The organism is Roseobacter sp. N2S, assembly GCF_031454055.1.
GTDB lineage: Bacteria > Pseudomonadota > Alphaproteobacteria > Rhodobacterales > Rhodobacteraceae > Amylibacter.
On record NZ_JAVDQB010000004.1, the window covers coordinates 332,658 to 345,463 of the forward strand.

A 12,806-nucleotide genomic window follows, 5' to 3' on the forward strand; every position below is an offset into this window, starting at 1 on the left:
AATTCCAATCCTTCCCTGATGCGGGTCTTAAATGCCCGCGAACGTTATCTTCTTGAAACAGTTACATATAAATCATCTAATGGGCGATCTTGGGGTGGTTCTCCGACCCAAGTTGTCCAGCCCAATTCGCCTTGCTCGCCCAGCTTAAGCGGGGGGGCTTGCCCTGCGGCCAGCACCAGATTCACATCCCAATCCAGCAACTCGCCAAGGTAATTGCGCACCACAGCCGCCAGCCGATACAGGCTGATGCCGCCGGGCAGCAGGCGTTTGTATTCTTCCAGATCCAGCGGGCCGATACGGATGCGGAACTTGGCTTGGCGCGACCAGACACGATTGCCAAGTGACGTGCCCAGCCCCAGCCCGCCTGCCGCGCTTTCGACGCCCAATTGCCACTGGTCGCCGGGTTCAAGTTCCAGCCAAGAGCCCACAAAACTTTCGATTGTCACCGGCACACGAAAGAACACCGAGATCATTGCCAGCAGACCTTCTTCGTTCTTGGCACGGTTGGACAGACGCCCTGAAAACCGCAGCTTCGCCAGATCGGGCATGGCGTCGCGATCTGCATAGGCATCGCCCATCAGACCCGTCAGCGCGGCAATGCGATTGGCAAACGGGTCGTCATCGGCGCGGTCAAAGCTGGCCGCAGGTTCGGCACTGGCCCATGCGCGGTAAAACAGGCTGATCAGGCGGTGGTGGAACATATCCGCAAAGGCCGCAAAAGTGTGATCCCGCGCGTTATGTTCCCGTTCCCGCGCATATTCGGTGATGTGCAGCGGCAGCGGGCCGTTCGGACCAAACATACCAAACAGATAGCTGGACAGTTCCGCCGGCCCGCCGCCTTTGCCCACCTCTTTAAAATTTTCCACCGTTGAGGGCGCAAAGGCCATATCGACCTTTTGCTTCAGCCGCACCTTATCGTGGCGGGGCCGTTTGGACGTGCCAAGACGGGGCGCGCTGTGATAGCTGGCCTCGATCAGGCGCAGGGCCTGAAAGAAATTGAAACTTCTGGGGTCGTCGGACAGGGCCGCAAGGCGGCTCAGATCATCCGACGCCTCCCGCTCTTCGGGCTCCATCGGGCGATCTCTCCTCTTTCTGTGCCGTGAATGACAGTTTCGGTGAAACTGTTCAGCGACACATATTTTGCAAAAAATTGTTCCAGCACCGCGCCCAAAAGATAAACGCCAGTGCCTTCAAAATAGCTTTCATCAAAGGTGACTTTCACCTCTAGCCCGCGCACGGCGGTGGACAGGACTTCATCCGCCATACGCCGCACAATGGGACGGGATTCCATGCCCGCGATACCTTCTAACTGTTTGGCCAGATTGCGATCGCCTTTGGGGGTGTAGATGCCCAGCAATTCGCGCACCGCCGCCGCAGCCGAGCCGCGATCCGCGTCATCCATTGACAGGTAATTCAGGCTAAGATGGCTGATCAGACGCCACGCCGCACTGCCATCCACAGCAGGCGAGGCTTTGGGGTGCGAAATCGGCGAAATCGCTTTGATCGCATCCACCGGCCCCCCGTCGGTCATTTCAAAATCCGCGCCAGTCCCGCCAGTTTGCAGCAGCATCGGCAGGTCGCGGTTTGTGCAAAGTGCGCGCACTGCAAGCTGTTCCAGATTGCCCGGATAAGGTGCTTCCGAGCGATCCACGAGGCTGAGAAACACATCCGTTCCCAGATAAGAGGTGCGGGTGCCTTTCAGCTTCTGGTTTTCCGACCGCTGGCGGAACCGACGGCGCACGGCGTAATAGGCTTCGTGGTTTTCCCCCGCAGCCGTATAGTCATCCGCGCTGTAAAACGGCCTGAAATCAATGTCATCACTTTCGTCGCTGGTGATCCCGTCCACATCAAGGATGGTGTGAATTTCAAAATCCATCGGCGCGGTGCGATCCACCACCACAAAATGATCGCTGTCCTTGCGCTGCACATGCACACGGTCACAGCGCATTTCCAGCAAGTTGATCGCAGGTGTGCAAAACAGCGCGAAATTTTCAGCCGTCAGGGTTTGCTGGAATTCGGTGCGGGAGACTTTGAGCAAAATATGGAGGTCAATTTCATTGTCTTCGCATTTGGCCAAAATTTCGGACAGACCCGCAAGACGGGCAAAGAAAAACCGCTGCGGCAACGAGAAATATTCTTGCAACAGGCGATATCCGTCAAAGGACTGGCCCGGGAAAGGCAACAGCGCCTCTTCGGGGGCGAACCCCATTGAGTCAACCTTGGCCTTGCGCGGCGCAACCATCCAGTCGTCCCGACGGTTGACCGAACGCCCCATGACACCGATGCTATCGCTCATCAGATGTTCATATAGCGTCCAGGGCGTGCGATCCTGCCCCGGCAGATGCAGGTCCAAATGCTCTAACCCAAGGTTTTTCAGCTTGGTCCCCGAGGGGGCTTTCAGGCGTAACCGGATGGCCGCGCGCGCCGAATTTCCATCGCCAAAACCAGCCGCAACCACTTCGCCGCGACTGCCAAAATACTGCACTTCGCTGATTTTCAGCGGCCACAGATCCACTTCATGGGCGGTGCGAAATTCACAGGCGGTCTGGTCGCCTTCACGCAACGGCGCACGCATTTTTGTGCCCCGTTTCAGGGTGAACTTATCCGCCAGCCCCGGTTCCGGCACATATTGCGCAATGAACATGGCAGGCACGGGCGACAGGTAATGGGGATAGATGATTTCCAGCAAATGCTGGGTGAACTGGGGATAACGCATATCCAGTTCGAGCTGGATACGCGATGTCAGGAAGGCGAAACTTTCCACCAGCCGTTCCACATAAGGATCGTTGATTTCGATCCCGTCCATGCCCAGACGGGCGGCGATTTTGGGGTAGGCTTGTGAAAATTCAGCCCCCATTTCGCGCACAAAGGCCAGTTCGGTTTCATAGTGTTTTAAAAGTCGGGTATCCATGGCCGCTACATCACCTTGTCTATCACCAGATCACCATCCGCCACGTCAAGGCGGGTGCGCAGATACAATTCCAGCGGCACGGGCGTGGCCCACAGCTCGCCGCGAATATCCAAGGTGATCTGACTGTCGGTGGATTTGGTTTTGCTCTTGGCGGCGGTCACTTCGAGCGTTCCTGGAATAATACGCGGCTCCAAAGCATAAATCGCCTCTTTGACCGAGGCTTCCAGCGTCTTTGCATTTGTCTGCAAAATCTTGCGGCCTGCGATATCGCTGACACCGAAATTCAGCGTGGATTTGGACGCATGTGGGTATAGATCAGGGTCGATGATCGCCTCGTTGTTGGCGGTGTTCAGCAACCAGCCCAGATCACGCAGGATGATGTCGCGCAAACGACGCACGTCGATGTAGCGTTCCGCGGCGCTGTCTTTCACATCAGTCGGGTTCTTATCCGTCAAACGATCCAGCAATGACGGCTGCAGGCGCTCGCGGTCTGAAAGTTCAGCGCGCGCCATCGCTGGCTCCTGCGGGGTTCAAGGAAATGCTGCGCAGATCCATCAAGGGCAGATCGTCGTCATTGGTGGCAAACAGACGTTGTCCCAAGCCGACAAAGGTTTCCCCGCCCGCATCAACCCAATCGGTTTCTTGCGCCATCATGATGCCGGGCCGCCCGCTTTTGGCAGACCCGGGGTAGCGCGTGGGGATAAAGCCCACTACATCGCCGCCATTGGCCCAAGTGATTTCAACGGGGGTCCAGACTTTGTCACGCAGATCGCTGGGCTCGTCAAAGGTCATCCGTTTGATGTTGGAAAACGGCGCCCAGAAATAGCGTCCGTTCATGATCAGTTCCAACATGGGACCAAGGCGCATGTCCGCGTCGGCAATCCACTCAAAGGGCTTGCCGTCGGCTTCGCCGCTTTGACTGGGGGCGGCGGCGAAAGCCTCGTCCCGCAGCGCAGCCGCTTGGGCAGTATCGCCTTTGGCCAAGGGGCCAAGGGCTTGGATCATCAGGGCGACCCACTGGGCAGGTTCTCCGAACACCAGCGGCGCAGTTTCCCCTGCAAAAACCTTTTCGCGTACCATTTCGCAGGCGATCGCCTCGCGGTAGGATTGCACCATGGTCATCGTGTCAGGGGCCATTTCACCGCAGACTTTAAGCTGCGTTAACGCGCGGTCCCATTCGCCGCGAATACACAGCATCTGGAACAGAAACACCCGCAACTTACTGTCGGCTGGGTTCTTGCGAATACTGGCTGTCAGCGCGGTATAGGCCTCATCCAGATTGCCCGCTTTCAGGTGTTCTACCGCGTCGCTCATAATATAAAATCCAATTGTGGTTGGGTGCTGGGTCTAACGGACAACAAGAAAAACGACCCGTCCCCGTAAACAGCAGAGGACCGACACCCCCGAAAGGATGCCGGACCTTTTTTGAAGTAAATTAAAGCACAGCTTCGTTTTGAGTCTGGCTCCATTGAACGGTGCCACCATCGGTAAGCGCGCCTTTGAAGTCCTGCTTCTTGTAGTCGATTTTAATCGAGGCAAAGGCCAGAACCACACTGTCTTTGAAGGTTTCATCCCCGTCAGAACCAGCCCATTTCACGCTTTCGATCACCACATTGTTCATTTGAACATGAACGAATTCGCCGCCGGATTTTTTGGCGTCTGCACCGCCCTTACGGATGGACAGGTGAAATTCGTCAATATGGGCACCGGTACACGCCGCCAGAACCATGTCTGTTGTGGCTGTGTCGGTGTTTTTGGTGAATTCCATACGGTCCAGTTGAACCCGACCGGACCCCAGACCGCCCGAAGACGAACCCACGTTCACCTGGTTTTCAACACCGAACGAAAAGTCGATGACGTCAAAACCGTCTTTCTCTTTTGCGGTTTTATCGTTGGTTTCACCTTTAGGCTGTGGGTTTCCGCCGACAAACCATGCATATGCGTCAATCATTTTGATGTCCTCCTAAGACAAGATAGAATTTTAAAATTAAACACAGGCCCCTCGGGCCTGCGCCCTTAGTCTAAATTCACTGGTGCTAGCCTTTTTCCGACGGCAGTTTTGACACCAGTCGCAAGGACACAGAAAGCCCTTCCAACTGGTAATGGGGCCGCAAGAAAAATTTCGAAGTGTAATAGCCGGGGTTGCCCTCGACCTCTTCCACCACAACCTCGGCTGCGGCCAAAGGACGTTCTGCCTTCACTGCCTCAGACGAAATATCAGGTGTCATATCAACGTAGTTGTTGATCCACTTTTGCAACCAATGCTGCATTTCTTCCCGTTCTTTGAACGACCCGACTTTATCGCGCACAATACACTTCAGGTAATGGGCGAAACGGCAGGTCGAAAATAGGTATGGCAAACGCGCGCCAAGATTGGCGTTCGCAGTTGCGTCTGGATCGTCATATTCCGCCGGTTTATGCAGGGATTGGGCGCCAATAAAGGCCGCCATATCGCTGTTTTTGCGGTGGATCAGCGGCATAAGGCCGTTTTTGGCCAGCTCTGATTCACGACGATCTGAAATTGCGATTTCGGTGGGGCATTTCATATCAACGCCGCCGTCATCGGATGGGAATGTATGCGTTGGCAGGCCTTCAACAGCGCCACCGCTTTCAATCCCGCGAATACGGGTACACCAGCCATGGGCCTTGAACGAGCGGGTGACGTTGGTTGCCATCCCGTAGGCCGCGTTGACCCATGAATATTTCCCGCTATCCGCCCCTGCTGTGTCTTCTTCAAAGGCGAATTCTTCAACCGGATCGGTTTTTTCGCCATAAGGATGACGGCCCAGGAACCGGGGCATGGCCAGCGCCAGATATTGGCTGTCTTCGCTTTCACGCAAAGAGCGCCACGCGGCATATTCCGGTGTTGAGAAGATTTTGGTCAAATCCCGTGGATTGGCCAGTTCGCCCCAGCTGTCCATCTGCATCAACGACGGCTCTGCCCCGGTGATGAAAGGCGCGTGGCTGGCGGCGGCAACTTTGGCCATTTCTGCCAGCAATTGTACGTCTGGTGGCGAGTGATCAAAGTGATAGTCGCCGATCAAACAGCCATAGGGTTCGCCACCGAACTGGCCGTATTCTTCTTCATAGAGCTTCTTGAAGATCGGGGATTGATCCCAAGCCGCGCCTTTGAATTTCTTCAGCGTTTTGCCAAGGTCTTTCTTGGACACGTTCATGACGCGAATTTTCAGCATCTCGTCTGTTTCGGTGTTGTTCACCAAATAATGCAGACCGCGCCAGCTGCTTTCCAGCTTTTGGAATTCGTCGTTGTGCAGGATTTCGTTGACCTGTGCGGTCAGCGTTTTATCAAGCGCTGCGATGATCGCCTCAATAGAGCGCAGCGCATCATCTGAAATCAGCCCCGTATTGGCCAGCGCCTGTTCTGCAAGGGTTTTTACCGCTTCTTCGACGGCTGTTTTGGCCGTGTCGGATTTCGGGCGGAATTCCTTTTGCAACAGGGATGCGAATTCATCATTCGCAAAAACCGTACTGCCAGCTTGGCCTTCGACTTGTGCTTCTGCTTCAGCCATCTTTATTCCTCCCCTGCGTCATCGGTTTGTTTGGGCGCTGCACTTAGGGCTTTCAACAAGGCCGGATCCTGAATGATTTTCGCCATCAGGTCTTCGGCGCCGGTTTTCCCGTCCATATAGGTCATCAGATTTGACAGTTGCGTGCGCGCATCCAGCAGCTTTTTGAGTGGCTCAACCTTGCTGGCAATCGCCGCAGGGCTGAAATCATCCATGCTTTCGAATGTGATATCCACCGCCATATTGCCTTCGCCGGTCAGCGTGTTTGGCACCGTAAAGGCAGCGCGTGGTTTCATGCTTTTCATCCGGTCGTCAAAGTTATCAACGTCGATTTCCAGAAACTTGCGATCCGCCACAGCCGCAAGCGGCTCTTCGGATTTGCCGGACAGATCGGCCATAACGCCCATCACAAACGGCAATTGCACTTTCTTTTCCGCGCCATACACCTCTACATCATATTCGATCTGAACGCGGGGCGCCCGATTGCGGGCGATAAATTTCTGGCTGTCTGCCATGAGAGCCGTCTCCTCTGTTTTTCAAAATGGGTGCCGCTTTAACCGGCATCTGGTTTCAGTCGTGGGTTAAAGGGTTATTCATATTCTTCTGGTGACAGCCCACCAATGGATGCCACTTCTTCAATTCCGGTAGAGGCCATGTCTTTCATGATGGTCATGAAATCTGCTGACACCAGCCTTTTGGCACGGCGCAAAAAGATCGGCACCGGGCTAGAGGGTTCGTTGCGGGCGTAATATTCCAGCATCAGGTCAATGGCGCGGTGCACGTCATTGGTGGAATTGATCCCCCCAACAGCACCGCCTCCGCCAACGGGCCCGCCACCGGTTGTAGCTGCCTCGCCCCCGCTTTGATTCCCTACATCACCGCCAATTGCGGCGGGGGCAGCCCCCCCCAGACATTCGGCGATCACTGCCAGACCCGTAGTCAACAAAGTTTGCAACGGGCTGAAATCCGGTCCCTGCCCCGGGACGTTTTCTGACAGAATCCCGTCGATTTCCTTGACGTTGTCCAACGCGCTTTGAATACTCAGCCGGATGTCAGACATCTGCTCTTCGGGGGTATCCTTAAAGGCCGCAGAAACAGCCGACATATCTGGCGGGCTTTCCATATCTGACGGCGCAACGATTTCCCCTTTTGCAACCGAGACATGGCGCAATGAAAACCGCCCCATCATCTTACTGTCACTAAGCGGCGCGCGGCGCAACTGACGCAGGACCGTGGCGTCATCCACCAGCCCCACCAGCGCGTTCACCCGCTCTGTCGGGTCATTGTCGTCATCCGCGTCCAATTGGGGATGTACCGTATCCCAGTAATCGCGCAGCGCCTGTTTGATATATTCCAGCACATAGGAAAACCCGGGAAAACCGGTGCGGTTCAGACTGGCCTCGGCCAGATAGACAGCAACCCGCAGGTCCATAGTCTTTTCAAGCAGGGCTTCCCCTAGTTTTAGCATTTCGGCAAAGTCTGCGTCTTCGGCTAGGATCACCTTGTTGCCGACCTGCTGTTCACCCTTGGCTGTCGCTGCAATCGTCAGATCCGAGAACTGCGCGTCATACTCCAGATCAGGGCCCGAGGGCTCCTCCTCGCCAAAGCCTGCCAGCAATTTTTCCAAATCTAAACTCACGTAATTCACCTTTATAATAGTACCTAGTGCCTATCCGGTAAGCCCTGTAACGGGGCCAAAATAATAAGGAAAACTTAGCTTTTTTGGTACTTGGTAATCTCATAAAAACCGTAGATGCCTTTAGGGAACCGCGCAAGAATTAATCCTAAAAAGAGTGATTTTCACGACACTTTCAAAGCATTTCCAAACAATACCAACGCTTCCGCCCTTCGCAACTTGGCAACCCCTATCACGCCTTATATAAGACAGTATATTACAGGCCGTGGCTTTCGCATTACAAATCAAGGAATACCAAATGAAATGGGCGCTCGTTATCGCGTTACTGGTTATTGCCATACTGACCGCCCCTGTCGGCTGGTACTTTGCCCAAAGCCTGTCACAAAACGGCGACGGGCCAAAAATCGCCGAACTTGAAGCGCAACTGGCGATTCAGGCGCAAAAATCCAAAGATTTGACCATTGACCTGAACGCTTTGGCATCCCGCGTGACCCTGCTAGAGGAATCAGGCGTCGCAGAACCCGTGGTGCAATCCTTTGCCGATCCGACCGAAGATACCACCGACACACTGGCAGACAGTTTCGCCCAAGTGGTTCTGATTGCGGATCGTCGGGATGTGAACAAAGCCCTGTCCAATTCGGGATCATCGTATCTGATCGACCTGTTCGGCCTGCCCCGCCCCGATCTTAGCGAGGAATGTCAGTCCATGACTAACCCGCTGCTGAAGGACTTGGTGAAAACCGAAAATGTCGGCCCGATCCGTGTTACGATGATCGAACCCGCAATCCTGTCCCTACGTCAGGTGTTTCGTAACGTTAAGATTTTTGAACCTGAATTATACGAACGGATCAACACCGCTGGCTCGCTGTGTGTGCGTCATATTCGGGGCCGCCCCGGTTCGGTTTCGACCCATGCTTATGGGCTGTCGGTTGATCTGAACATCGACGGAAAACTGGACACGCTTGGGGATGGGAAAACCCAGTTGGGTCTGATCCTGCTGGCGGATTTCTTTAACAAAGAGGGCTGGTACTGGGGCGCAAGTTTCGGGCGCGAGGACAGCATGCATTTTCAGGTTTCTAAAGAGAAAATCAATCAATGGCTGCGCCAAGGCCTGATCCGCGCGAAATAGTCGTTAAAAAATCGGGAATTCGGCAGCTAATCTTGCCTTCCTTTGTGTTTAGCCGCATAGTTATCTAACCATAATTGCGGATCAATTTAATTTAGTGGAACTTGACAGATGTCTCTGTGTCTAAAGTCGATTACTGCGGTTTTTCTAACCTTCGCCGGGACGTTTTCCGCTGTGTCTGTTGCACAGGCGCAGGGCGCAAACGTTGTGACCACCAATTTTAATACGGTGGATGAGGCAATCAACGCGCTGGGCACCTCCACCTATCAAACCATTAACACCGGCTATACAGAAACCTCCAAAGCAACTTTTACCTTTGCTGTCCCAAGCGAGACTTTGACCCTGCGGTATCGCACCGACAACACTGGCGTTGCCTTGCGCGATGACACGGGTGCGCTGATTGCACGGTTCAACGCAGGGGATCGCACCGCAAGCGAGGCTGAGTTGATGGCCTTCCTGCGTGACCGCTACGCCAAAGACACCGAAGCCCTGAAGTTGAAGGTCGCCAACACGCCTTCTGATCCGGTCGCAGGTAACCCTGCGTCCCTGATGTCGCAAATGGTCAGTGCCAGCTTTAGCAATGGCACTGACGTGGGGCCATCGCCATTGACGGGCGGCGACCGCGCGCGGGGCACAGCCAGCTACAACCATCTGGGGATTTCCCTGCAAACAGGACGCTATTCCGGACCTGGGTTTTCGGCCAATGTGACCTCTCTGCCGTTGAGCTATGCTTTCGCGCTGGATGATCCGCGCTGGGCCGTGAAAATCAACGCGCCGCTGAATTTCACCACAATCAACGGGCAAGACTATGTGTCCGGTTCTGTTGGCGTCGGCTTGCGCATGCCTGTTACTGAAAATTGGTCCCTAACCCCCGAACTGCGCGTCGGTGCCGTGCGCGATGGCAATTCTGGGATAACTGCGGTGCTGGCCAACGCCTCTTTGATGTCAAATTATCGGCTGGATTTGAAGAACGGCTACGGATTGGTGTTCGGCAACGGGCTGACCTATTCCAAATCGCTGAATTCCAGCGGCACAAGCTACGGACTTAGCAACACAATTAACAAAAACGGGATCGAGTTGTCGGGCCCCTTTCAGCATCAACTATACGGGCTGCCAACCAACTGGCAGTTTTCCGTGGTGCATACCGTGGTGGGCGGCACCCCGACCTATATTGATGAATGGACCGATGTGTCCCTGTCTCTTGGCACCATCGGGTCCAAGAACGGGGTGACATGGGACAGTGTGCGGATCGGCCTGACCTACACCCGCGCCAATCGCGGTGTGGAAGGGTTGAATATTAACTTCGGGTACGAGTTTTAGAGGGATTAAGATGAAAACCATGCTTTCACGATCCGGCCTTTTGACGCTTTTGCTATTTGTGATGGCGCAGGCCAGTTGGGCGGCGGATCGTGTTGCCCTGTTAATCGGCAACAGCCGCTATGACAATTCCGCATTATCCCTGAAAAACCCCGCCAATGATGTGGCTGCCATGTCGAAAAAGCTTGGCGCTTTGGGGTTTGTTGTGATCACCGCGCAGGATGCTTCGAGTGACGACATGGACCGCGCGCTGAACGCTTTTGAAAGCCAGCTTAAAGGCGCAGATCTGGGCCTCTTCTTTTACGCAGGCCACGGCAGTCAGGCGGGGGGGGAAAACTTTCTGCTGGCCACAGATTTTCAAGGTGCCACATCCGAAGCCGTCAAAAAATCATCCCTAACCCTTGGCCGCGTCCGCGAAGCTTTTGCCCGCGCCAAACCCAACGCGGGAATCGTGATCCTTGATGCCTGTCGTGATAATCCGCTGGCCGTGACACTGGACCCAAGTGGTAAAGCCGTCGGTCTGGCACGAGCTAAATCCGCCACGGGCCTGTTGGTGGCCTATGCCACCGATCCCGGCAACGTGGCCTTTGAAGGCACAGGCAATAATTCCATTTTCACCACCGCCCTGCTGAAACACATCAGCGAACCCGGCCTTGATGTGCGCTTGATGTTCGGGCGGGTGCGACAAGACGTGGTGTTGCGCACCCGCGGCGCACAGGTGCCTTGGGTTGAGGAAAGTCTGATTGGTGAACACGCCATGAACCCCTCACTGGATTCAGGCGGGCGCGAGGCCATGATTGCCCGCGATATTGAAATGTGGCGCGCAGTCAGCAGCGAAACAACGCCGCAAGCCTATCAGGGCTATCTGGACGCTTTTCCAAACGGCATGTTCAAGGATTTCGCCACACAGCGGATCGCGCGGCTTAGCTATTCCGCCAACCTACCCGAAACCGACACTCCGTTGCAGGTTGCAAAGCTGGATGTGACCCGTGATACCAGCCGCGTTTCTGCCGCGCTTAGCATTTTGGGCTTTGCCCCGAAAAGCCGCAGTGCCCTTGATATCGAAGAACTCGAAGCTGCCGCCGCTGCCTATCGCGCGTCACTTGGTAAAAACGCCGCTCTGACCGAGGATAACCTGTTCGCCGATGCGTCCCGTTTGTTGCTGTATTTGGGGGGCAATGTGGGCAAACAAATTCAGGTGGATATCGCGGCCCTGTCCAGCATCGACCAAACCCTTGTTGTGGCCCGCGATGCCTATGCCGAACTTGAAGAAGTGGCCGCTGGCGATGAAAGTGCCAAGCCGATTCTGGAACAGGCCCGCACCGATATTGCCGCCATTGAACGGGCCCAAACCGAGGTTCTGTCCCAACTGGATCAGGAACGGGGCTATTATGAGGATCTGATGACGCAGGCCAATGCCAATTTCTCGGATTATATGGTGGAACGCACCATTGGCATTGCCGCCACCCGATCCGCCCCCGTGGACGATGAAAAACTGGCCAGTCGCGCAAAACTGTTCCTTAAACATGTAAATCAGGCAGCCGATGCCGAAACCCAAGGATCCTACCAATGGCTTTCCGACTTTCTGCCACAAAGCTGATCGCAGCCGCACTGGCCCCTGCTGTGGTGCTGATGCTGCCCGCCTGTGCGGTGAATTCCGGCGATCCGGTTGCGGGCCAAAAGGCATTCAGCTGGCAACCCGAAACGGTTGAGGAAAAAGCCCTGCGCCATAAAGCCGAGGCTTTGCAAGCCACTGTCGGTGAAGGCGGCATGGCGGGCTTTACCGTTGGGGCGCTGATTGGCGGTCTGACAGGCGGCATGCAAGGCGCCTTTGCGGGGGCCCGTTTGGGGCGGTTCATCGGGGCTGCATCCGGGGCTTATGTGCGCGGCCTGCAAGAAGGTTTCGCCAACCGCGAGGCCCAGTTGAACCAATTGGCCGCCGATCTTGATGCCAACAACCGTGATCTGGAAAGCGCCATCGCCACCATGCGCGCGGTTTTGGGCCAGCAACAGGCCCGCCTTGCCGCCGCCCGCGCATCGGGCAACGGTTTGGCGGTGCGACAGGCCCAAGAACAAGCCTCTGGCAATCTGGCGGTGATGAACAAAGCAATCGAGGCCGCTGTCCAACGCCAGAATGTCTTTGGCGAGGCACGATCCTTATTGGCCGTTGACGGCCAGACCGCCGCCACTGTCGCTGCCGCCGCCCCTGCAAATGACCGCTACAACGCATTGGCCGATCGGATTGCCGCCATGCGATCCATCGCCACAACTTTGGTTACGGAGATCTGA

Annotated in this window: 12 protein-coding genes; 4 read left to right on the top strand and 8 right to left on the bottom strand. The window is 55.4% G+C overall.

The features are described from left to right. Positions 1-44 precede the first annotated feature (44 nt). The 8 genes from tssG to tssA all read right to left on the bottom strand — a co-directional run bounded on the left by tssG (position 45) and on the right by tssA (position 8,077). Positions 45-1,073: a type VI secretion system baseplate subunit TssG gene (tssG, locus tag GGE09_RS12685; RefSeq protein ID WP_309746503.1), complete on the bottom strand. Its 1,029-nt coding sequence runs from the start codon at positions 1,071-1,073 to the stop codon at positions 45-47. Next, a complete protein-coding gene (tssF, locus tag GGE09_RS12690) occupies positions 1,037-2,911 on the bottom strand; it encodes a type VI secretion system baseplate subunit TssF (protein WP_309746504.1) in 1,875 nt (624 codons plus the stop codon). The genes tssG and tssF overlap by 37 nt, the downstream gene beginning before the upstream one ends. A gap of 5 nt (positions 2,912-2,916) precedes the next feature. Further along, positions 2,917-3,423: a type VI secretion system baseplate subunit TssE gene (gene tssE, locus GGE09_RS12695; RefSeq protein ID WP_309746505.1), complete on the bottom strand. Its 507-nt coding sequence runs from the start codon at positions 3,421-3,423 to the stop codon at positions 2,917-2,919. Beyond that, positions 3,410-4,225 (bottom strand): type VI secretion system accessory protein TagJ, encoded by an 816-nt coding sequence (locus tag GGE09_RS12700; RefSeq protein WP_309746506.1) that lies wholly within the window; start codon positions 4,223-4,225, stop codon positions 3,410-3,412. Before GGE09_RS12700 ends, tssE begins: the two co-directional genes overlap by 14 nt. A gap of 121 nt (positions 4,226-4,346) precedes the next feature. Further along, positions 4,347-4,862: a type VI secretion system tube protein Hcp gene (locus tag GGE09_RS12705; RefSeq protein WP_309746507.1), complete on the bottom strand. Its 516-nt coding sequence runs from the start codon at positions 4,860-4,862 to the stop codon at positions 4,347-4,349. Between the two features lie 85 nt (positions 4,863-4,947). Continuing rightward, positions 4,948-6,441: a type VI secretion system contractile sheath large subunit gene (tssC, locus tag GGE09_RS12710; RefSeq protein WP_309746508.1), complete on the bottom strand. Its 1,494-nt coding sequence runs from the start codon at positions 6,439-6,441 to the stop codon at positions 4,948-4,950. Between the two features lie 2 nt (positions 6,442-6,443). Continuing rightward, a complete protein-coding gene (gene tssB / locus GGE09_RS12715) occupies positions 6,444-6,953 on the bottom strand; it encodes a type VI secretion system contractile sheath small subunit (protein ID WP_309746509.1) in 510 nt (169 codons plus the stop codon). A 74-nt stretch (positions 6,954-7,027) separates the two neighbouring features. Continuing rightward, positions 7,028-8,077: a type VI secretion system protein TssA gene (gene tssA, locus GGE09_RS12720; protein ID WP_309746510.1), complete on the bottom strand. Its 1,050-nt coding sequence runs from the start codon at positions 8,075-8,077 to the stop codon at positions 7,028-7,030. A 295-nt stretch (positions 8,078-8,372) separates the two neighbouring features. Between tssA and GGE09_RS12725 the strand changes: the two genes are divergently transcribed. From GGE09_RS12725 to GGE09_RS12740, 4 genes are all read left to right on the top strand, one after another. Further along, a complete protein-coding gene (locus GGE09_RS12725; protein WP_309746511.1) occupies positions 8,373-9,203 on the top strand; it encodes a M15 family metallopeptidase in 831 nt (276 codons plus the stop codon). Positions 9,204-9,311: 108 nt separating this feature from the next. Next, the gene (locus GGE09_RS12730) at positions 9,312-10,520 is read left to right on the top strand and encodes a hypothetical protein (RefSeq protein WP_309746512.1); all 1,209 of its coding nucleotides are present in this window, start codon (positions 9,312-9,314) and stop codon (positions 10,518-10,520) included. A 10-nt stretch (positions 10,521-10,530) separates the two neighbouring features. Beyond that, positions 10,531-12,117 carry a caspase family protein gene (locus GGE09_RS12735; protein WP_309746513.1) on the top strand — a complete coding sequence of 529 codons (1,587 nt, stop codon included), beginning with the start codon at positions 10,531-10,533 and terminating at the stop codon, positions 12,115-12,117. After that, entirely contained in the window at positions 12,087-12,806 is a 720-nt protein-coding gene (locus tag GGE09_RS12740) for a hypothetical protein (protein WP_309746514.1), read from the top strand. The genes GGE09_RS12735 and GGE09_RS12740 overlap by 31 nt, the downstream gene beginning before the upstream one ends.